This window comes from Variovorax sp. FW301-JW7, assembly GCF_058788795.1.
On sequence record NZ_JBYTBC010000002.1, the window covers coordinates 268,482 to 290,565 of the forward strand.

At 58.1% G+C, this 22,084-nt stretch carries 16 protein-coding genes and 1 pseudogene; 5 read left to right on the top strand and 12 right to left on the bottom strand.

Annotated features, from left to right (window positions below):
- Positions 1–6: 6 nt before the first annotated feature.
- Positions 7–429 (bottom strand): annotated as a pseudogene (locus tag AC3WQM_RS06290) (IS5 family transposase); the annotation flags it as partial.
- Between the two features lie 192 nt (positions 430–621).
- Between AC3WQM_RS06290 and AC3WQM_RS06295 the strand changes: the two are divergent.
- The 3 genes from AC3WQM_RS06295 to AC3WQM_RS06305 are packed head-to-tail and all read left to right on the top strand — an operon-like array spanning position 622 to position 4,233.
- The gene (locus AC3WQM_RS06295) at positions 622–1,557 is read left to right on the top strand and encodes an anti-phage phospholipase (RefSeq protein WP_492677360.1); all 936 of its coding nucleotides are present in this window, start codon (positions 622–624) and stop codon (positions 1,555–1,557) included.
- 8 nt (positions 1,558–1,565) lie between these two features.
- Entirely contained in the window at positions 1,566–2,462 is an 897-nt protein-coding gene (locus tag AC3WQM_RS06300) for an anti-phage nucleotidyltransferase (RefSeq protein WP_492677361.1), read from the top strand.
- 25 nt (positions 2,463–2,487) lie between these two features.
- On the top strand, positions 2,488–4,233 hold the full coding sequence (locus AC3WQM_RS06305) for an anti-phage protein (RefSeq protein ID WP_492677362.1): 1,746 nt from the start codon (positions 2,488–2,490) through the stop codon (positions 4,231–4,233).
- A 338-nt stretch (positions 4,234–4,571) separates the two neighbouring features.
- Here the strand turns inward: AC3WQM_RS06305 and AC3WQM_RS06310 are convergent, their stop codons facing one another.
- The 4 genes from AC3WQM_RS06310 to AC3WQM_RS06325 all read right to left on the bottom strand — a co-directional run bounded on the left by AC3WQM_RS06310 (position 4,572) and on the right by AC3WQM_RS06325 (position 9,690).
- Complete coding sequence (locus AC3WQM_RS06310; RefSeq protein ID WP_492677363.1) at positions 4,572–5,087, bottom strand: hypothetical protein; 516 nt, start codon at positions 5,085–5,087, stop codon at positions 4,572–4,574.
- A 72-nt stretch (positions 5,088–5,159) separates the two neighbouring features.
- Entirely contained in the window at positions 5,160–6,035 is an 876-nt protein-coding gene (locus AC3WQM_RS06315; protein WP_492677364.1) for a PIN domain-containing protein, read from the bottom strand.
- A 5-nt stretch (positions 6,036–6,040) separates the two neighbouring features.
- The gene (locus AC3WQM_RS06320; protein WP_492677365.1) at positions 6,041–7,777 is read right to left on the bottom strand and encodes a UvrD-helicase domain-containing protein; all 1,737 of its coding nucleotides are present in this window, start codon (positions 7,775–7,777) and stop codon (positions 6,041–6,043) included.
- A complete protein-coding gene (locus AC3WQM_RS06325; RefSeq protein WP_492677366.1) occupies positions 7,774–9,690 on the bottom strand; it encodes an ATP-dependent nuclease in 1,917 nt (638 codons plus the stop codon). The genes AC3WQM_RS06320 and AC3WQM_RS06325 overlap by 4 nt, the downstream gene beginning before the upstream one ends.
- A 585-nt stretch (positions 9,691–10,275) precedes the next feature.
- Here AC3WQM_RS06325 and AC3WQM_RS06330 point away from each other — a divergent pair.
- Positions 10,276–12,300, top strand: coding sequence for an AAA family ATPase (locus AC3WQM_RS06330; protein ID WP_492677367.1), 2,025 nt, complete (start codon positions 10,276–10,278; stop codon positions 12,298–12,300).
- Positions 12,301–12,446: 146 nt separating this feature from the next.
- Positions 12,447–13,193: a hypothetical protein gene (locus AC3WQM_RS06335; protein WP_492677368.1), complete on the top strand. Its 747-nt coding sequence runs from the start codon at positions 12,447–12,449 to the stop codon at positions 13,191–13,193.
- Between the two features lie 1,115 nt (positions 13,194–14,308).
- Here AC3WQM_RS06335 and AC3WQM_RS06340 read toward each other — a convergent pair.
- The 7 genes from AC3WQM_RS06340 to AC3WQM_RS06370 all read right to left on the bottom strand — a co-directional run bounded on the left by AC3WQM_RS06340 (position 14,309) and on the right by AC3WQM_RS06370 (position 21,895).
- Positions 14,309–14,881 carry a hypothetical protein gene (locus AC3WQM_RS06340; RefSeq protein WP_492677369.1) on the bottom strand — a complete coding sequence of 191 codons (573 nt, stop codon included), beginning with the start codon at positions 14,879–14,881 and terminating at the stop codon, positions 14,309–14,311.
- A gap of 146 nt (positions 14,882–15,027) precedes the next feature.
- Complete coding sequence (locus tag AC3WQM_RS06345) at positions 15,028–15,909, bottom strand: phage Gp37/Gp68 family protein (protein WP_492677370.1); 882 nt, start codon at positions 15,907–15,909, stop codon at positions 15,028–15,030.
- A 122-nt stretch (positions 15,910–16,031) separates the two neighbouring features.
- Entirely contained in the window at positions 16,032–17,228 is a 1,197-nt protein-coding gene (locus tag AC3WQM_RS06350) for a phage/plasmid replication protein, II/X family (protein ID WP_492677371.1), read from the bottom strand.
- Positions 17,229–17,559: 331 nt separating this feature from the next.
- Entirely contained in the window at positions 17,560–18,849 is a 1,290-nt protein-coding gene (locus AC3WQM_RS06355; protein WP_492677372.1) for a hypothetical protein, read from the bottom strand.
- Between the two features lie 216 nt (positions 18,850–19,065).
- Positions 19,066–19,464 (bottom strand): helix-turn-helix transcriptional regulator, encoded by a 399-nt coding sequence (locus AC3WQM_RS06360; protein ID WP_492677373.1) that lies wholly within the window; start codon positions 19,462–19,464, stop codon positions 19,066–19,068.
- Between the two features lie 196 nt (positions 19,465–19,660).
- A complete protein-coding gene (locus AC3WQM_RS06365; RefSeq protein WP_492677374.1) occupies positions 19,661–20,629 on the bottom strand; it encodes a transcriptional regulator domain-containing protein in 969 nt (322 codons plus the stop codon).
- A gap of 18 nt (positions 20,630–20,647) precedes the next feature.
- The gene (locus AC3WQM_RS06370) at positions 20,648–21,895 is read right to left on the bottom strand and encodes a tyrosine-type recombinase/integrase (protein WP_492677375.1); all 1,248 of its coding nucleotides are present in this window, start codon (positions 21,893–21,895) and stop codon (positions 20,648–20,650) included.
- Between the last annotated feature and the right edge of the window lie 189 nt (positions 21,896–22,084).

Consider the following 22,084-nt stretch of genomic DNA (forward strand, 5'->3'; position numbering starts at 1 on the left):
ACGCAGCTATGCCACGCGCACAGTCTCAGGCGTTCCCAGACGGGTGAACCTGTTGAGGATCGATGCCCGTACCTGTAGCTCGGTCACCTGCCTCTGGAAGTCCCGTGCCATCACGCGCTCGCCCAGTCTCTCGAAGCACCCCATCTTGGTCTCCACCAGGCTGCGGCGGTGATAGTCGCTCCACTTCTTCCAGATTGAACGGCCCAGCTTGCGCGTCGCCCTCAGGATCTCGTTTCTTGCCTGCGCCCCAGCTTTGGCATCCGCCCAAGGCTTGGCGTTCTTGCGTGTGGGGATGATCGCCGCGGCCTGCCGACTGGCGATAGCCTCGTGGCACGCTTTGGTGTCATAGGCACCGTCGGCGCTCACCGAATGCAGTTGTTCGTCCGCAGGAATCTGCGCCAGCAACTCCGGCAGCATCGGCGCATCGCCATCCACACTCAGCGGTCATTTAGGAGCAGCACCCTTCGCTCAGTGCACTTACGCCACCAGCCACTCAAACTCGACCGGCTGTGTCACGGTTCATGAACGCCTACGCGCTTCGGGCAGCGATGAGCTGAACCCCGCGAGGGCAAAGGGCAGACTTCGTCGAGGACCTCTGGGTATGTTGTTACATTTGCCGTCATGCCAGATGACACTACCGATCGCAAGCCGGTCCGGCTTCTCAGCTTGGACGGGGGAGGCGCCAAGGGGTTCTACACCTTGGGCGTTTTGAAGCAGCTCGAGGGAATGCTCGGGCACCGCCCTCTATGTGAGCACTTCGATCTCATCTTCGGCACGAGCACCGGTTCTATCATCGGGACGCTGCTGGCGCTGGGCTACCGTGTCGACGAGATTCGCACGCTCTACGAGGCGGAAGTTCCACCGCTGATGAGTACGGGCGGCAAGGCGAAGCGGTCTGCGGCGCTCCAAGCCCTAGCTGATCGCGTATTCAAAGACGTGACATTCGCGGACATGAAGACAGGAGTCGGCATCGTTGCCGCCCGCTGGCTTGAAGAGAAGCCGATGGTCTTCAAGGCGCATGTGGGTCAGGCGCATGGCAGCAAGGGCACATTTGAGCCTGGCTTCGGGGCTACGGTGGCGGACGCTGTAGTCGCCTCTTGTTCCGCTTACCCCATCTTCAACCGCAAGATTGTCCAGACCACCAACGGCGCGGTCGAGCTCATTGACGGTGGCTACTGCGCAAACAACCCGACCCTCTACGCCATCTTGGATGCGACAAAGGCGCTGGGCTGCGCCAATGCCGACCTTCGGGTAGTGAGCGTAGGCGTTGGCAACTATCCAGAACCGCCGCGCTACTGGCACAAGTGGGCCATCGAGCGCTTCTTCCTGGTTCGGCTACTGCACAAGACGCTGGGGATCAATACCCACTCCATCGAACAGCTGGCAGAACTCCTGTGCAAGGACGTGCCCATGATCCGCATCAACGACAGCTTCACTTCGCCGGACATGGCGGCCGACCTGATGGAGCACAACCTTGACAAGTTGAAGCTGCTCTATCGGCGAGGGATCGAGTCCTTTGGCAAGCACGAGCAGCAGCTCGGGCAGCTCTTTACCTGAGGAGAGTCATGCCTATTCCGGAACAAGACCTGGCTGCGATGGCCAACATCGGCGCTCAGGTCACTTCAAGGGACACATACAACACGGTGAGGTTGGCGCTCGAGGCGCCGAACACCGGATTTCACGGGAAGAGCTACGAGATCTTCTTGCAGGGGTCATACGGCAACGACACAAATATCTTCCGGGAAAGTGATGTCGATGTCGTGATCCGCCTGGACTCCATCTTTACTTACGACACAACGGCCCTGCCGGCCGAACAGCGGGCCGCCTTCACGGCGGTCCATGGTGCCGCCGAGTACACGCATGTCCACTTCCAGGCTGACGTGTTGGCAGCCCTAAGAAGCCGGTTCGGCGATGCGGTCATGCCCGGCAAAAAGGCGGTCGCGATCGAAGCCTTGCACAACCGACGTAAGACCGACGTGCTTATCGCCATCCAGCACCGACGGTACCTCTGGTACGTGTCCGATCAGGTCGACCAAAACAGCTATGTCCTGGGCATCAGTTTTCACAAGGCCGACGGCACGCGGGTTATCAACTATCCGCAGCAGCACCGCGCGAACTTGACCACGAAGAACCAGCAGACGAATGAATGGTTTAAGCACATCGTGCGGATTTTCAAGAATGCTCGTCAGAAGATGATCGAGGATGGCTACATCGAGACGGGCATCGCCCCTTCTTACTACCTCGAAGGGTTGCTCTACAACGTCCCGAACGACTGTTTCGGCACGAACTATGTCAATTCGACAGTGGCCTGCGTCAACTGGCTCTACGAAGCCGATCGCTCAACCTTCCTGTGCGCCAATGAGCAGTATCCGTTGCTCGAAGGTAGTCCGGATGTGACGTGGAGGAGCACGCAGTGCACGACCTTCCTGCAGGGAATAGTGGCCCTGTGGAAAGGTTGGTGATTCGAACCGAAATGTGATTGAGCTCATGAAGCGATACACCATCGACTTGTTCATGTTTCCCTATCAGCAAAGCTACCAGGTGAGCATCGAGCACCTTGCGCGGGATGTATTGAAGGAATTGGGGGCCACCGTCGAGGCGAAAGCGCTTCTTGTCGGCGTTCGTCGACCAAGCAACAACGTTTCCCATCCAGTTTGCGTGGATCCCGAGAAGGGGCGCTGGAAGCTTTCACTGTTCGATGGACTGCTTGAAGCCGTCGAAGAGGTCTATGCGAATCATCCGCTGCAGAACATGTGTTACGGCGATGAACCCAGTAATCGCGACAAACCAGAGTGGATGCGACGAGATTCCACTACAACCGCTGTCCATCGTGCCCTCCTCTCATACGACGTTGAGCAGGACGTCAAGTCCTTCTGCGGCGCTTCTCGATTGGTGGGGGAATACTACGTCGTACCAATCATTCAGGTGCCCGAGTCGCTCTTCAAACAGTTTCCGCGACTAGATGAGCGACCGCCCAGAAACGAGTGGGGTCAGACCGGCTACCGAAGCTTGATTGACGCTGCGTTGGCGACCGTTCTGAAAGAAGCAACCAGCGAGCTCGAGCGCCCTGAGCCCGGTCGATTCATGTTTGGTGAGATCCGCCGCGCGGACGAGATCGTCCGCATCGCGGCGAATCGTTTCCTCGACACGCCAGGGTTGGCAATCTCGCCGAGGTATATCTCGACGGATCCATTCATGCGCCTCAACCTCATTTCGTCGCTTCTCTACGAAGGAACCAAGGGCATCGGGCGAATGCTTCTGGCGAACCCTGAAAATACCAATGTCGAGTATCTGCTGCGCTTTCGCGATCCGGTGCCGTTTCGCGAGCCGCGCTGGACACGAAAAGTCCTGCAACTGGCATCCCCGGACGTTCTTCTCATCGCCGATTCCGAGTACGTCTACGGCCTTGGCCGTCTGCTGTCCTCGTACAACCCGAGCGACCAGGACGTGTTCATGGTTGAGTTTCTGGACCACTACACGTGGGAGCTCCGCTGCGGTGATTTGGCCCTGCTCCGATGCGACTATGGGTCGCCGTCCCTCCCCCGCGAGGCCTTGGAAAAGGATACCTTGACCAGCAGCCTCGAACGTCTGTTCCCACAGTCGACGGACGCCGACCGAGAGCAGCTCTGGCAACTCTTCATTGCTGCCTCGCGCCTGGGTCACGGAAGCATGATCGTCGTGGCGGACGATGCTGAGGCAGAAGCTGATCGACTGATGCGTCAGGGAACAGGGATCGCGCCGATGAAGCTATCCGTGAACGTCCTGCGGCAAGTGAGTTCCATTGACGGCACCATCCTGCTGGATCCGCACGCAAACTGCCACGCCATCGGCGTCATCCTGGACGGACCAGCCAATGACCAATGCACCCCTTCCAGAGGGTCACGCTTCAATTCCGCGGTCCGCTATGTCCGCTCCGGCCCCGCTCGAAGGCTCGCTATCGTCGTGTCTGACGATCGAACCATCGACGTCTTTCCGAATCTGTGCCCTCGTGTGAGTCGCAAACAGGTAGAAAGTCACATCAAGGAGTTTGCGGCATCAGACGTGGACAGTTACCACTCTTCGATGAACTGGCTCGACAAACGGCGGTTCTATTTGGACGCCCAGCAATGCGGGCAGATCAATGCGCACCTCGAGCACCTTGAAAAGGTGCCACGTGACGTCGGAGAGATTCGGTACCTAGTAGACCCCTTCAAGGAGGACTCGGAGTTCGACACCAGTTACCTGGTCAAGTAACCCGGCCGAGGCAGTTCTCAGTGGAGGGCACCGTGCGCCATCCTCAGCACGAACTCCGCTTTCTACCCAGTGAATGACCCAAGATCGAGGAATAGCGATCATTGGAACGCGATAGCCGCAGTACGGCTACCACTGCAAAGCCGACAAGCGCGGCTGGCCCCATGCAAAGAAGGCGAGATGGGAATGAGTTCCTCATAAGCCACATTGTCGATAACTGAGAACGGGGAGTCCGCGCCGATGCGATCAGTGTCCAGCTGACTCGGCCTCCTCATGCGGAAGGTCAGGGCGCTTGCAGCGACGACCGGACCTTTCACAGCAGGCTCCAGGATTGCGGCTTGTCAGGGCCACCAGGTCTCACCTTGGCGCGCGATGAGCAGTGGGAACAGGTCCGAAACCTTGTAGCGCGCCAGCGGATCTCGGTAGAACTTGTGGTGCGGGTCAAAGAAGCAGTCAGGCATCCCGCTTCGGAGACCATTGCGAGAAAGGTACTGCGCATCCTCCTCACGCGTGAGGGTGGCTCGTAGGCCGAATTGGCGCAGAGTTGTCTGCAGATACTCAAACGTGACATTCGGCTCCGCACAGATCATCTTGTAGACGAACGCGTCGAGTATGACGTGTTCATGCGCGAGCTGAGTCTTGCAGGAGCTCTGGTATTGTGCCCTGGTTTTTGGCGCGGACTCCCGAATGCGAGCGGCCGCCGCCTGAGACTGAAAGTGCGTCGTGAGATTCCAGTGATTGGTCTCCGACGCGTTTCGGATGAAACGAGTTACGGGCTCCTTGAAATCGATGTCCTTGAGGAAGCCTTTTTCATGGAGCGCGAAAAGTGCTTGTGCCGTCTTGTCGACATATGGCATGCCGAGTGCCCTTTGAATGCGCCAGATTGCAGGGCAATAAATCCGTGTCGCTAATGGGCTGCGTCCCTGCAGTCAGTTTTCATTGTCGATCTCAATCTCCGTGGTTTCGATCATCGCCGCATCAGCCTTGTTCTGGAGGTTGATGTCGCCAGTCACCAGAATCACATGGTCTGATGGAAAGGCCGACTGGAGCTGGAGCACACTGGCAACGATGCGATCGTCGGCATTGTCTGCATCGAGCCATGACAAACTCTCTGCGATTTTGGGTTCCGCGTGAACTGCGCGCACCCTGATCGTCTTGTCGACGACAACCCCGTTCAATAGTGGGCCTTGGGCGCGCCAGCCCTTGATACGGGTGATGACCTTCTTCGCTTTTTCGCGAACGTCCTGGTTCCGGTGCAGTATCTTGAGCTGGTCGAGTTCCGCAAGCACCGTTGGCAATAAGACGAACTCGAAAGCCCTTCCCGCAGAAATGCTTCGATAGGCGATCGGATCGGCGCTGGCGATCAGCGAGTTGGTATCGGGGATGAGAACAAGCTTGTCTCGCCGTCCGGCCGCTAGAACCGAGACGACGGCATGCAGGCCGTCGGCGGCCTTGCGCATTTCCGTTTCATTACTTTTCTTGTTGGACGTGAGCGACCAGTTTGAGCCGAGTTCCAGCCATGTCAGAAACTCTTTGTCCGCATCCTCCAGTTGCTGGGCCAAATCCGGCGGCGCGCCTTTGATCAAAACAGAGATCAGCTCGGCGACCTGCCTGTAACGACGCATCAGCCCAAGGTGCTCGTGCTGCTGGCTTGACGTGCGCTCGCTCCAGTGATGGTCAGGTGCAACTACAAAGAGACCGTGGCTGCTGTAGTTCACGTAGCGAACATCGAGTGACTCGCAAAGAATCACCAGATCCTCGACAACAGCGTTGAGGGCATTCGTGAGCCGATCGGTTATTGGCATGAGTGCTAGAGTTGCACGATGGCAAGCATGTTGGGTTCGGCGCCGCTCGAAATAATCCGGGTCAGCCGATTGCGTTGTGAGTTCGGTGCAGCGATCGCCAGTAGTCGCTGAGCACGAGACGCACCGACATAGACCTTGCGAAGTTCCTCCGCTGCATCGATTGGAGAGCCTGCTTCCAGGAAGTCAAAAGTGGATTTCGCCGTCGCTGGAGAAATCACGAGGCAAACCGCCGGAAATTCGGCTCCCTTCACGCTGTGGATGGTGCGTGCTGGATGACCATGGCAAAAAGGTACCGACAGCGCGCCCTTGAGTGTTGCGTGGTTTCGCAGCACCTGCCCAATCGTCCGATTGCCGTCTTTCGGGAGCCGAGGTGCCAGGAGGGCTCTTGCCTTGGTCAGCCACATGTCCGCCGATGCATAGACTTCAGGGTCGTAGCGTAGTTGTTGTCCCAGTGCGAGGATCGGTGGGCGCCACGTCAGACTGGCGTCTCCGAGTCCTTCCATGTGTTGACGGTAACTCTTGTTCGGCAGATGCCCTTCTATGCGTAAGACAACTTTGTGAAGGTCTTCAAGCGCCTCTCGTCGACCGCCAAGTTCGAACGACGCGTGGAATGCCCCCACGGCAGCCGCTAGGCGACATACCAAATGATCCGAGTCGTCGTCGATCGGAATGCCCAATGCCCTTGCACTACTTTTTCTTGTCGCCGCGACGATTGGGCAATCTTCGGGCTTGATGTCTAACTTGCCCACCAGTGCGCGAAAGTAGGCGCCCACAGTTGCAGGCACGCTGGAACCCGGATAGAACAGAAGGTGCACGGGATGAGGCGTACTTCGATGGCGCCCTAGTGCTTCATCAGTTGGCTCGGGTCCGTCGTCTCGCTTCAACCGATTGACAGCGTGAACAATGGCTTGGCTCGAACGAAAGTTTCCTGACATCGAGAACCTCTCGTGCTCGGGAAAGGTTTTGGCAAACGCCGCAAGCTCGTCGGTAACTCCGCCACGAAAGCCATATATCGACTGATGGGGATCGCAGATGACCTTCACTGGCATGCCAACCTTGCGAAACCAGTTGATGATCTCTAGGTCATCCGGATTGCAATCCTGCGCCTCGTCTACGATAAGTTCAGCGAATCGTGCGCCCAGTGCCTTCGCCAGGGCCGGTGAAGCGTCTGGACTCCTGAGGCGCGAAAGAGCGATGGTGCGCGCATCGGCGTAATCGATCTCGCCACGGCCGCGAAAGCGACGCCACATCTCGAGCGCAGTCTTTTGATGTTTGCGAACGTCGTCGGGCGTCAGCTTCCCTCTCCGCAACTCCTGCGCGTCGGCCACTCCGGTGACTCTGTCAAAGACTTTCAATGGAAGCGCTCTTGCATTCGGGTAGGGAACGACGTCGCGAGAATCGAGGTCAGGAATCAGGCGCGGCTTTATGTCTGAGCCCGGGATGCCGAATGGCGCGATGAAAAAACGCCAGAGAAAGCTATCAAACGTTCCGACAAAGCTCGGCATCGTAGGTGGCAGCAGTAGTTTTTCGTGACGCAGCCGCTCGTCTAGTTCCGAGATTGCCACCTCCGTGAACGAAAGGAACGCAATACCCCGACGCGTTTCACGAGTTCTCAGCAGGTACCGTGCTCTCTCGACGAGCACTCGAGTTTTTCCGGCGCCGGGGCACGCAGTTACGAAGGCAGAACCGTCTCGCTCAACGACGGCCTTCTGCTCGGCTGTCGGGAGAAATTCGTGGCTCATCGGACGACTGCCCTGATAGCGGCGCTTAGATATTCAGGGACCTTAAAGTCCGTCGATTTGAGTATCGCCTCAGCAAGCATCTGTGCAAAGTCGCCTTTTGGGGTGTCACCAAAGAGCTGCTGTATTTCCCATGCTTTGTCTTCTTGCGTGGTGGCGGCCATGGCGGATGACCATTTGGCCTCGGACCTGCTATGAAACTTTAGATAAACGTCCTTGAGCAATGCTTCATTGCCCGCGAGGACCAGCTCGGCCTCCAACGAGAAATTGTTGACCGCAACGTAGAGTTGCGAGGATGCATCTTCCTTTTTTGCGAATGCGTCCAGGCTGGTCTTTCGGCGCGCTCCGGGGCTGTGCTCGCCGGCTTTCAGATTCCAGCCATCTCCATCGGTAATGACAACAACGCGGTCTGCGATCCGAGTGCCACCGTACAAAGTGAGCAAGAGTTTGACGTAGGGTTCGAAATCAACGCCATCGATAGGCACAAACACCGAAGAACGAAAAATGCGCAGCTTGTTGGCTTCGCCGCTCAAGACGTATTTCTTGGCGATGACCGGCAATAGAAGCGCTTCGGCAATACCCTCTACTAGTAGAGCCCGTCCGCCGAATAGCAGTGCCGATTTGGTCACATCGAGATAACGGTCCACCTTTCGTCGATCGGCGGGGTCGAGAGCCAAGGCCGCTAGCGGAATGCACTTGGTCGCACGACGTTCCGGGGTAGCCGCAGCGTTCCCCCTTACCTCCGATAGGTTCGCTTCCACCACCTCGTGCGCCGCCTTGGCCACGGGTGTGACGATTCTGGGCGGTGGGTGAACTTCCGCTGTAACGGGCCCTAGTTCGGAAGCCGTTATCGCCGAAATCGCCGCTTCGGTAGAGCCGGCCGCAGCGACGATGGCCTTGAAAAAAATCATCTTCTCACTGGACACCCATGCGGAAAGATTTGGGGAGTGCGTCGCAACAACGACTTGAACTCTCCCAGCCGGTGCATGTTCTTCAACCTGCCGGGCTTTTGACTTTTCCGCTTGGTCTTCCAGAAAACCCAGCACGGCGGCTTGCAATTGGGGGTGAAGATGGGCTTCTGGTTCTTCAACCAGGAAGAGTGTGAGGTCCACACCATTTGCGCGCTCAAGCTCGATCGCAATCGTCGCCATGAACAGCAAGTTTGCGTAGCCGTGGCCTGAATACCTGAGATCCTCCGGCTCAATGCCGTGGTCGGCGAGCTTGAATCGCAGGTCGCGGGCGATGTCGATGAGCTTCTCGTCGGTGGAAAAGCCCAACGACGTTCCTTGTCGCCGAACTCCTGCGGTTAGGTCGCCGAGGTTACCTTCGACAGCTTTACTCACTTTGGTCAGCACTTCAGATGAAGAAGTGCGGCTCAGCTCTTTCGCGACATCCTCGGATCCCAGGTCGCCGAGGAAATGCTTGAGGAGGGCATGGATTCTTGTCGGATTTCCTGACGCCAATGCTCTCCTTGCATCACGCAATGGTGGCAAATAGACGTGGCGAACCATGTCGTGGCTGCCCGGTTCAGGTGATTCCTTGTGTGTGCCCGCCCAGAGTCTTGGACGAATGGGAAATCGTCCGCCGCTCTCGTCGTACTGCAGACCGAAAATGCAGTTGGTCAGGGTATGGCTCGTCACTGCACTAAGCATGCGGCCTGACTGTGCTGGACTCAGGTCACCGAATTCCGCCTCCAGTTCGAATTCTGGTTTGGCGCTTCCGAACCTGATATCCGTAGTTTCGCAGTAAAGCTCTCGACGACCACTGAGCGGCACGGTGAGGAGACGCATCGCGTCTATAGCGTTGCTTTTACCGCCATTGTTTTCCCCCACGAAGATGGTGAGGTCCTCATATAGAGGGACGTCTATCTGATCGAAAGAACGAAAATTTCTCGCCGAAAACCGCTTCAAAAACATCTTCTTTTCCTCGATCTTTTTGTTCTTTGCTTCTGCTTTTCTCTTGACTTGATGCCGTGATCTAAGCGTGTTCGCTCGACAAGACTCGCTGCGACGCCCCCTGGTGTCTGGTCTATTTTTGTTCTACAGCATCTTTGCCCGCGCTCAACTTTCACAGCCTGCCAACAGTTTGCTTCAGTTTGAACCTCGGCAGACAAGATTCGGCATTGCATTCTTGTATGGTTGGCGGGAATGTGATCTTGCTGTATCCCCCGATTTGGGGAGGTCAGTGCCCCTGGCGAAGGCGCGGCATGTAAAGGCCGACGGCCGCGAAGGTGGCGCGCGCACGAGCTGGTTGGCCGGAGAACTTGTGCAGGGCTCTGTAGCGTACCCCGTTAGACTTCGCTTCCAAAAGAGGAGCGGAGCAGCGTTGTGAGGAAAGTGACAAGAAAGCCGGCATCGATTCCAGAAACCCTGCATAGCGCCGATGCGCGCGCAGCGAGGGAGGCACTGGCGAGCCACTTTCGAATTCCCCCTGAGGAGCGCGCTCGTAGGCGTCCACCGCTGAACTCGAAGATCTGGTCTTCTGAGCTTGTGCGGGCACGATTGACCGAGGTCTTCCACCGGAAATGCGCGTATTGCGAAACGCCATTGAGTGAGTATCAGCCCGGCGATGTGTCGCACCATCGACCAACCGGACAAGCGGCGGGAATTTCAGAGCGTGTACCGCCAAGCCCGGATCACTATAGTTGGTTCGCGTACGAATGGGAAAACCTGTTCCTCGCTTGCCCGGAATGCAACCGAGCGAAGCGCAACTTGTTCCCGGTGGATGGCCCTCGCGCAAGGGTGCGTTCCACTTGGTTGGAGGCGGAGGCGGGCGAGCAGGCGCTCATCGTCAATCCCTGTCGCTCGGAGCCACGCAAACATCTACGCTTCTGGATGGATGGCGCGATCACGGGCGTCGATGACATCGGCCACATCACGATCGAGGCCCTGTCGCTGGATCGACCGGAACTGACCGCCCAGCGAGCGCGGAAGTTTGAACGTTGCTTAAGTGCATTGGAGCGGGGACGTGAAGATCGCCGCGTGTACGAGGACTTTCGGGAGGAGCTTCTAGACCATGCACCATTCGCTGGCGCCGCGCGCATCGCATTCTTCTATCTGCTGTCGCAGGTCGCGATCTTGGACAAGCTCCCGAGACCCTTGTTTAAAAACATCATAGAGGACGCGATTCGAATCGCAACGACTGCCGATGGTGGACATTGGGCGCAGCTGCGGGGATTGATGGCGGCCGCTGTCGACACTCGCGGCGAGTATGTTGCAGAGTCGATCGCAAGCAACTTGCGGATGGGACCGAGAAGATTGCAGTCAAAGCCGCGAACTTCTCAACTTCGGCATATCCGCATTCAAAACTTCAAGGGTATCTCTCGGCTCGAGCTTGAGATGCCGTCAGTACGATCCGATGATTACGGCGTGCCCTGCATGATGCTGCTCGGCGAAAACTCCACCGGCAAAAGCTCGACACTGCAGGCGGTCGCGCTTGCCCTCATGAGCGAGCCCATGCGCGCGCGCATGGGGGTTTCGCCCGAGGATTTCCTGCCGCGCGAGGTCTCCGGATGGCAGCTCAACGACACCGTAGAACCCGAGGTCACGCTCGAATTCGATACTGGTGAACCCATCTCGCTTCGGATCGACCCAGTGACACGGCGCTTTATCGGCGAGGCGCCCGATATGGTGGTGTATGCGTTTGGCGCTCGCCGCTATTTTGGCAAGGAAAGTGCTCCACGGCTGCTGGCTTCGACCTTCAAATCCCTATTTGATCCTTTTGCTAAGCTAGGTCATCCAGGTCGCTGGCTTGAAGGGCTCGGAAACAACGCTTTCGACGCATTGGCTCGCGCGATGCGGGAAATTCTGGTCCTTCAGGCGCAGGACGCTATTGGGCGCGATGAGCATGGACGCCTTTTTGTGCGCGCTCACGGACGCGATACGCCGCTAGAGCGCCTGAGTGACGGCTATCGCTCGCTCATGGCGATGGTCCTCGATATCGCGCGCGGCATGATCAGGACGTGGGGTGACCTAGAGAATGCACGGGGACTGGTGTTGATTGACGAGATTGAGACGCACCTGCATCCGCGATGGAAGCTGCGAGTTGTATCGGCGCTACGCCGCGCAATGCCGAACGTGCAGTTCATCGCGACCACGCACGACCCACTGTGCCTCCGAGGCATGCGCAGTGGGGAAGTCCAAGTTCTTGTGCGAAACGACGACCACCGCATCGACGTCCTCAGCGACTTGCCGGACGTGCGCGGGCTGCGAGCGGAACAGTTACTAACCTCCGACTATTTCGGTCTATCGAGTACCGCCGACCCGGATGTGGAAGCGGCACTTCAGCGTTTAGCCTTGCCTGCCAATGCCCGCGAAGGATCATTTGGCGGCGCCGATCAAGGAGCGCTTCGGGCGTTTAAATGGCTCGGAGACACGCCATTCGAGCAGGTGGTCCACGAGGCGTTGCGGCGATTTGTCGCAGAAGCTTCGGAAGTGCCCCCGCCTGACCGAAGTCGGGTGAGGGAAGAGGCTGTCAATGACGTTCTGGCGCGGTTGCGTGCAATGCGGGTGGAACGCCGCTCATGAGGCGCGTGGACAGAGTCACGATCGCGATCCCTGCGTCGCTCGATGGGCCGGGCAGTCCAGCGGCTCGGGAACGTACGCGGGCGGCGCAGCATTTCCAAGTCACTCCGACTCTGGCTTTCACCTTCAGTGCGTACAAGCGAGACGACGTGGCCGGCGCGCTGAACGCATTGTTTCATGGCAAGTGTGCGTACTGCGAGTCGAGCATCCAGGCGGTGCAACCGACTGATGTTGAGCATTTCCGGCCGAAGGGCCGTGTGGCCGAGTGCCCCGAGCATCCGGGCTATTGGTGGCTCGCCGGTAGTTGGGACAACCTGCTCGCGAGTTGCATTGACTGTAACCGTAGGCGCTACCAGGATGCACATCAGTTGGCTCACGATCCGCTGGGCAATGAGGTCGGCGGTCAGTTCTATCTCGGTAAAGGGGATCTGTTCCCTATCCTGGGTCCAGATTACGCGCGAGCAGAGGCTGATGATCTGGAGGCGGAAGACGCCGCTTTGATCGATCCGACACGGCGTGATCCGAAAGACCATCTGACGTGGCTGGAGGAGCAGGGATGGAGCCTGATTGGTCCCCGCGTGGAGGGGCAGGCGCTCGATCCCTACGGCCGACATACTTACCGCGTGTTCGGCCTGAACCGCCAGGGCCTCGTGGAGGCGCGCACCATGCGGCAGCTGGAGATCAAAGCGCAGCTGGTGCTCATTGAGAACAGAATTAACAAGGCGATCGAGATCCCCGAGCCGTACTCGTCCGAACTGCGCCACGTCGCGTTTGATGAGTTTCAGTCGCTCTACCGATATGCCGAGCCTGATCAGCCCTATTCCGCGATGGTGGAGGCCCTGTTGGACGGCGAGGCGTTGCGCTTGCTAGCTAAGTACGAGGGGCTGGCACCCTAGGTCACGCAATAGCCGCGGATGACAGTTTGTGGCTATTCAGGGAAATCATGACCGGCCGTGCCGGGCTATCACTACCAAGCATTCTGCTGGGGCGTGACTGATGATTCCAGGTTCAATGTGACAGATTTCTGGAAGGTCCGGAATCACTGGCCGTCGTTTGTGGCTCTATCCACGATGGCGTCAACAATCTAAGGGGAGAACTATGGACGGATGTGGGGCGCGAGCTGGCCGAAGCTCACAAGCGCATCGACAGGTGGTCCCTTCGTCTCCAACGCCTAGGGTGTATGTTTGCGTCTATCGCCAGTTCCTCCCTGAGAACAAGCGACTGCTGCGAATCGCTGCGGAAGCCGCCACCAAAAATCCCGACCTCGGGTCGTTGCTGGACAAGCTTCATGCGGGGAATACTGCATACGACTGGGGCGACGATCCCTCATTCTTCAGCGCTACCTACCATCAAGGTCGGCCGACCCTTGCGGGATGGGGAGTATGTCGAGCCAACGTCCGAAGGTATTTGTATCCAGGCGACATGGTGATCTACTTCTGTGCGCGACGCGGGAACAAGCAGTCGGGGATCCAATATTTGTTTGTTGGCTACGGCACGGTGGGCCAGAGGATCGATGATCGTCGTTTGATCTGGACCGACCCTTCGCTCCATTCTTACCGAAGTCACTTGAACGTCTTGGTGCGTTACGAAGCGGGTCAAGCCTTACAGCATGAGCGCTTCGAACCAGGGCATGATGATTGGGAGCATCGTGCTCGAAGTCCGTATTTGATCTTTGATGAGGGGGCGTCGAGCTTCAATTTGATAACCCCTTTGCATGTTGCGACCGCGGCGCCTGGCGCTAAGAAAGAAACTTGGCATCGTCGCAAAAGTCAGAAGGTGCGCGCGCTGCATGACTTACTTTTTAGAGACCTAGGAGTCCAGCGAACCCTTCGGACGAGCTTCATCGGGACTGCACATCCACCCATTAATCTGACTGCGCGTTTGATGCAGCGATCAATCAGCATTGGACAGCTTCGCACCTCTCTGCATCCTTTCACAGTGGCTCGATGAGCCTCTCATCTCATCACGTGTCTCGATTTTGTCTAATTGAGAATCCCGATGAACTGGACCGCTATTTAGGTCGCGCAAGGTAGGCTACTTCGTGCACCCTTTGCTTGGCCAAGAGGTCTTCCGCCTCCACCGTCAGCTCAGAGAGGCCTTTGTATGCTTCGCATAAGAGCAGCATCAGCTCGATGGTTGGAGGACCCGACTGAATGCCCGCGAGGAACTCGTCCAATGCCATCAAGATTTCGATCGCAAGTCCCTGAAACTTCAGTTTGTCGCTGGAGCAAAGAAGCTCGTTGTGATACGTCGAGAGAATGGCGGGGCGTTCTCCACATCCCATCTTCCGCAACGCGTCGACAACGAGATCGAGTTCAGCTTCTGACGGCGCGCGCCAGCGCATGTCACCCTTTGGGTCGCATCGCAAAAACTCCGCGTTCCAAGGTAGTACGCGCCCAGCGCCCCAAAAGAAGTACGGCGCTTCGACTGGATAGATTCCTCGGAAAAACAGCGACGCTGCGTAGGCAAGTCCCTCCACTTCGCAGAGGATATCGTGCTCGGAAGAGCTGATTGACGGATTCGTAAAACGCGGGCTCAGGCAAACAAGTTCGCCTGACGGGGCGATATATTGAAAGTGCTCCATGTCGTTATCCAATCTAAGAAAATGTGTGGTTGAGAAATCTTGGTGCTGAGTCGGAATCGGTCCGCGACTCGGAACATCGATAGGCCCGCAGAAGTCAGGTCGATGCGGAGGAGTGCGGCCGAAGATCGGGTCGTCGCTGGTGCTCTTTACACGGCCCGTTCGAGCTCAGGGAACTGCATCCAGGTCTGCCCGTTCAGCTTGCAGCCTGCAACCTTCTTGCTGACGCGGACCATCTCCTCTGGGCGGCCGTCATACCGCCACATGTCAATCACTTCACGGTTGCCGACGGCCGCTAAGCCGACGTTTTCGACCGGAGCCCAGATGCCCCACTGCTTGAAGAAGAACGGCACGCCGGCTTCCTGGCACTGCGCGAGCAGGTTCTCGGCCCATTCAGGGTTCATGGGGCGGGCGCCGTGCTCGGACTCGCCGCCGCAGATGACCCAGTCGATGCGCACGCCGTTGCGACCAGGCTGCAGGTAGCGACGAATGTCGATGGGTCCAAGCAAAGGCTCGCACGACAGAAAGCGCACGGCCGGAGTGGGAAAGGCTTGGAGGTAGGGGATGCGCTTGTCGGCGCGCTCCTGGTCTTCGACGCTGACGCCAAGCCAGACGTTGCGCGGGAACTGGTAGTCCACCGGGAGCAGCTTTTTGATCGAGTGCGGCCGCTTCGTCAGCAGCAGCCAGTCGAGGTTACGGGTGCCCTTGATCAAGGTGAGGAGCCGCAAGCGATGGCGAGCGAGGTCGTCGCGCACCTCGAACACATCCGCCATCGACGCGCAGAAGACGCGTTCGCGTTGGTTCCGAGCCGCCGCCTCGTTGTTCCACACGATGGGCGTGTCCCAGTGTGCATGGCTCATGAAGCGGCGCTTCGCGTGCGGCCCCCAAATTTCTTCAGAGTGGTACCGCTTCGACAGGTTCGCCGCGTAGCAGTTGTCGCAGCCGGCCGAGATCTTGGTGCAGCCCCACCAGGGGTTGAAGGTGTGGTGGGTCCATTCGATGGATGAATTCTTCGACATATGTTCTTTCATGCAGTAGCGTTGGCCGTGCGCCAACACGGAGCCTTTACAGCTCGGGTCTGGGGAGAGGGGAGTGCGAGGGGGTCGCGGTCTAGGCCAGGGCAGTCCGCACGATGTGACCGCAAGCGACAACCTCAAATGGTCCAGGGGCGCGACCAGCGAGGGCCGGGGTGCTTGCGCTCAAGTGCCATGTCGCACTGGAAGAACAGCTCGCGGTCTGCCGCGATCTCGGCCGGCACCGGCATGAAGTTCTTCGGCGAGAGGATGTCGCCCAGCTCGACGCGGTCTTCGATCTCCCGCGGAGGAGGGCCGTCGATGTTGAGTGAGTGCTCGCGGGCGAGGTAGGTCTTCGCGCGGGAGTACTCCGTCGGGTCCTTCGCCTGAAACTGCTTCATATCGTGGCCGTGTTGCCACAGCAGTGCGAAACGCTGAAACCTAGCGGGAATCGCCATCAGCGCGTCGTGATTCAGCGGCCTACGGATGTCGCGGCGCAGGTCGTATTTGTCGAGCAGGCCGGCGAGCATGTGCGCCAGCACCCCGGGCGACAGTTCTGCAGGCGTGGGAGGACGACCCTTAAACCTGCGTTCAAGCCACTTCAGGCGGTACACGGGCTCGAGGCGAATAGTCGCTGCAGCCAAGTCCAGCAAAGCTGCCGTTTGAGGCGTCTCGGGGACTTTCAGCTTTCGCTTCTTCTTGAGTTCGGCGTCCTTGTCGTAGGCCTTCAACGCTGCAAGCTGAGCCTGCTGGTCGAAGTACACCGTCTCGTTGACGTACAGGCTGGTGTTGAGGCCGGCAAGGACGCTGGAGAGCGCAATGCCGTTGATAACTGCGGCACTCGAAAGTCCTGCAGGCTTGCGCAGCAGAACTGGCGTGTCGATGCGCGTCACCTCCATACCGGCGCCTTGCAAGAAATCCTTGGCCCGGTCAGTTTTGAGACCGAGCTGCAGCCCGAGGTTGCAGTCTTTCGCCATTGCGTAAGCCAGCATGGTGACGTCGCCCGAGGAGACGATGTTGTGACCCTGTCGGAGGAGCGCGGGCGAGCCCTCGATCTCGAAAGCCTTACGCGCCTTGTTCGCCTTCACTTTCAGCGACTTCTTGCCGGCGGCCGTTTGCAGGCTGCCCTTGGCCCATTTCTTCTCATCGCCGCCGCCCACCAAGGCGTACTTGTTGGGAAGCTTTGTAGGGTCTACGTTGTGAATGCGCAGGCCGAGCGTGTCGACCATCATGCAGTGGGAGAAATCAACGCCATCGAAATTCATGTCTGTTCCAGTGTTTTCGGGCGCACCGATCCACACCATGACAACCACGCAGTTTTCGCTGCCGGCGTACACGGTGAAGACAGTGCTACGTGAGAAAGGTCGATCTACCGAACTAATCGGCTGTATGGCTGGTAAGCCTGCTGGCTGTGCATGGCACAAGCAGCACGGTCTACCGGCGTAGAGGGCGTAGTCGGCATGTATCAGCTAGGCCTGCACCAGTTAGGCTGATCAACAGTTAGTACGGTCTACGGCTATGTCGGCTGGGTAGACCATGTAGCTGTTGCCACTGGTGGGCTGGTAGGCCTAGTACTGTTTACAAGCTGTACGGTATTACGCTTAGCCCGCGCCGCCGGTCGGCACACACGACCCCCTCGGGCCGAATGTGCCTCCTGCGTGTGCCGAACTACGCCTCCGGAGCCTCTGCGGAGCCCTCTTGGGCCATCGGGAAGGTGGCCGGCCAAGGATCCTCCTTCATGACGAACGGCGGCAGTTTTTCCAACAGGGCGTCAATCTTTTCATCCACATTGAGCGCCGACAGGCAATGCGGCTGCAGCACTTCATCCTCACTCGGGCGGAAGCGGTTCTCATAGGTGAGCTGTTCGCTCAGTTTGCTGCTTTTGTTGAGCTTGGCGATGGACCACGGCACCAAGATATCGACTTGAACATTTGCCAACAGCTTCTTGCGGTATTGAAGGAGCGACTCGGTCCCTTCGATCCACTCGTTGTGACGCAGGTTCTTTTCCTTGAAGTAATCGGCCAAGACCTCGCGCTCGCCCTGATCCAGCTTGTCCAAGTCAATATCCTCTTCGGAAGTGGGCGTCACGTGGTTGAGGAAAGTGGCGTACCTCGTTGCCTCGAAGGCAATCCAGAACGGATCGTGCGGCAGGTTTTCTTGCGTCCACTTGCGGTAGTCCGTGGGCAGTTGGTAGTTCTGGTTGTCGCCGAAGTGCAAGTTCTTGCTGACATCGACGGTGACCTCGAAGCGGAGAAGGCGACGCGCACTCGCGCGCAGCAGTTCTCGCTGCGAAGGGGTTTCGGATGCAAACCCTGCCGGCTGATCTTCGATGTCTCGCATCAATGAGACGCGCGCTTCTCCGAATTTTTCCTGTGCAGGCAGATGGATGAGGTCCACGGAGAGTGCATGGCTAGCGTCTTCAGCCGTGCGAATACGAGGCGCAATGACCTTGCCACGACTTTTCGAGCCAGGGTACAGATCACTGCTGTTCAGGCAGACGAGGCCATGCTCAAAGAAGTCGCAGAAGGCTTTGAATGCTTGCGTTTCGGAGGGATAGGTGAAGTAGTAGGACGCGGTAATCTCGCGAATTTCGCAGTCATCCGCGGTGATGCCTGAAAGCACGTCGAGAGGCAGGCCCGGCATGAGTTCGTGCAGCCAGGCTCGGAACAGCGCAAGCACGCGTTCGGACGGCTTGAAGAACGTGTTTTCGACCAGCGCAGATCTGCCAACAAGCACCGATTCCATGCGAACCCGGAGGGTGAAACTGATATCCTGAGCGCCCGACTTCTCGCCGGGCTGATTCACGATGATTTCCATCGGTGCGCGAGTCAGGGGCGTCGGCCAGGTGAACGACGTGCGACGCATCTTCGAGCCAGGATCGCCGGGCATGACTTGCGAGAGGTACCGGGCCAACTGTTGCGACGTTGCTCGGTTCGGTTTGATGTCTACGGTCAGCATGTAAGCTCCGTTTGGTTAATATGCGGCAAAGAGAAGTCCTCCGGGCTGCTGCTGCAGTTCGGATTGCGGAGGTTGGATCCGGCGACGGAAGCTCCTGAGGCGAGCCTCCAGTGCCGTGTGAGGCGGCACCGAACTGTTGGGCTTTCGGTGTTGCCTACGCGCAAGCTCTTCGTTTGACGGATCGACCTGCGACAGCTCAGTTGGGATGGAGGGCGGCTAGTTCATGCGGCCTCCCTGATTCACCGCCGGTGCCGTCAGAGGCAGGTTGCGTTCGGCGATGCGCTGTGCGATCCAGTCGGAAACTTCGCCGTCCACAAAACGTGCGGCGGCGCGACGGCTTTTGCTCGCACCGAGCTTTACGGGCCTGGGAAAGCGGCCGGCTGCAATCTTTGCATGGATGAACGAAGTTCCCATACCAGTGCGCTCGCAAACTTCTTGAATCGCGATGAGTTTCTGGCGCTGAGCGAACGCGACGGCCAGCAAAAGATCGTCGATGAGCGCGCCGAAGTCTTGTCTGAGGGCAACCTCCAGCGACGCGCGGCTTTTCGCCAAGCTTTTCTCGTTTGAGCGGCTTGAGGCGAAAACCTGCGGGTCGGGGGGGGCTACCTGTTCCATCTTCGTGCATCTGCATTTGTGTGCGATAGCCGAATTAGAAAATGGAACTCAAGATCGCCGTTTTCCCTTACCGGAGATACGAATTTATTTAAGGAGATGAGGACGAGAAATCAGCATCTATCAAGGGGGATTGTTGATTTCTAATCTCGCGAGATGCGAAAAATATGAGGCTCCATCTCGGAACCTCCAGCTCGCCCTACCACGATGGCCCGGAGATGTAGTCGCCGACTTGCTCGAAGATCCCTTCGCCTCGCGCTCGCTTCTTGGACGGCGAATATGTCTTCTTTCTTGCGGAAGGCCGGATGCCTGATACGGTCAACAATCTGTAGCCGTTTTCGTAGACGAGCGAGTACGCCCGTTCGATCTGTGAGCCGACTTCTTTGCTATAGCGCTTTGCGAGTTGCCTCCAGCGCTCAGCCTGAATTTCTTTCTCGGCCTCGATCAAGGCTTTTACTTCCTTGGGATCACGGTCGCGATATCGTGCGCCAGCTTTTGCAACGATTTCTTTCTCGGACCAAGCGAGTTGATGTTCGGCGAGGATGAGCCCCTCCTTGTGGAACTGCTGGCCGATTTCTTGACGAGAGACGGGTGAGGCTTGACTGAGCGCGTCTATTACTCTGAGGTGCCTTCCGATCTTGCCCGTCCATACGCCACGCCGTTGAAGGCTGCGCTGCTCGAATTTCTTCGGTACGTACTGCTGGACAACTTCTCGTAGCGAGAGAAAATTTTCGTCGTCGTGCGTCATCGACTGCCCAAGCATTCCTAGGTTCAGTTCTAGAACTAAACGATTGGGGCCAGCTAGACGACTTGCCGCAACGAACAACGAGGAGTTCTTACTCGAAGGTTTAGTCATCTCTTCTTCAAACAGCTGCTCGGTCGCGTTGTGTGCCTTCCAAAACGGCTTGAAGCGACGCAATCCCCAAGTCTGGACAAGGGCGGCCTGTGCGGTAGGCGAGTCGACGGCGTTCATGCAGTCTTGCTGGAAATGGCGGTTTCTCCTCAGGAGTTCCCAGGCTAGGTGGGCGTTCGTTGCAGCCTCATCTGGATACGCAGAACTGTCCTTCCAATCCGGAAGCCATTTCATATGCCTTCGAAGAGGAGGCACGCTGTCTTTTGGATGAAACTCCGAAGGGATTGGGCTGGACTTGAGTTTTGTTGAGGTCATACCGTTAACCGTCACCGGCTAGTCCTTGAGTCCACTCGAAGTGGTGCAGTAGGTTTCCCAATCCCGCATCATTGCAAAGCGTTTCTCAAACAGGTCGGAGCGAGCGTAGGCTGCGGCAACCCTGTCTGGCAACTGATGTGCCAAGGCCGCTTCAGCCGTGCGGAAGTCATGGGTGGTTTTCTCGCCGACCCAGTCACGGAACGTGCTCCGCATGCCGTGCACGGTGATATCGCTGCGGCCCATCCGCCTGAGAAGCGCGGTCATGGTCATGTTCGACATGGGCTTGTCTTTGTTCTGACCGGGAAAGATGAACGTCTTGCCGCTGAATGCTTTGACCGTTCGGAGGATGGTCAGCGCGCGGGCGGTCAGCGGGACGCGGTGTTCCTTGCGGGCTTTCATGCGTTCGGCCGGTACGGTCCACAACTGCGCGGTTTCATCGATCTCGTCCCATTGCGCGCCGGTGATCTCTGAAGTGCGGGCTGCGGTCAAGATGAGGAACTCAAGCGCCCACCGAGCCATGCCCTCTTGAGCAGCCAGTTTCGCCATGAACGCCGGAATGTCCGCGTGTGGAAGGGCTGCAAAATGCTTGTCCGCACGCTGTTCGGGTGTGGTCTTGGCCAGAAGATGCTCGAGGTGCCCTTTCCAGCGGGCAGGATTCTCGCCGGTACGCAGTTCGTGGGCTGTTGCCCAGTCAATGATCGATTCGATGCGGCCGCGTAGGCGTGACGCTGTTTCGTTCTTGGTCGACCAGATCGGGTTGAGGATGCGTTTTAGGTCGGCTGTGGTGATTTCACCGATGGGGCGTTGGCCAATGATCGGCGATGCGTAGGTCTTGAGCGTGTTTTCCCACTGCTGAATGTGCTTCGGGTTCTTCCATTCGGCGCGGTGGTCATCAATGTATTCAGTTGAGCAATCGTCAAAGGTCTTGCCTTTGGCGCGAGCCAGCTTGGCCGCGGTCTCGGCGGCGCGCTTGTCGGTCAGAGGATCACGACCCTCGGCAAGCATGCGCCGGCATTCTTCCGCCTTGGCGCGCGCCAGCTTCAAGCTGACTTCGGGGTAGCCGCCAAGCCCCAGGCCAACTGCCTTGCCCAAGCGCATGTAGCGGTGCAGCCAGGAAGCGGCGCCGGTCTTGCTGATCTGTAGGGTCAGACCACCGCCGTCGCCAAGCAGGATGGGCTTGCCTTGTCCGGCGACAACTGCTTTGCGAGCGGTCTTCAGCGTCGCTTCGATCTTGGTGTCGGATAGTTTATTGATGGGGCCGCGCACGGCTCACCTCCTCGTTGAGCCTGCAAGCATACTGGGCGTCGACTATCGACAACGCTATCGAAAGCGGTGCGGTTCCCGGCGGCGAATGATGGACATTCACGGCCGTTTTATCTGCGCTAAGCTATTGTCAGTGTTGAAGAAACGGTCATTGGCGGGCAATGATGGGCATTTCTCAAACTGACTCCCTCT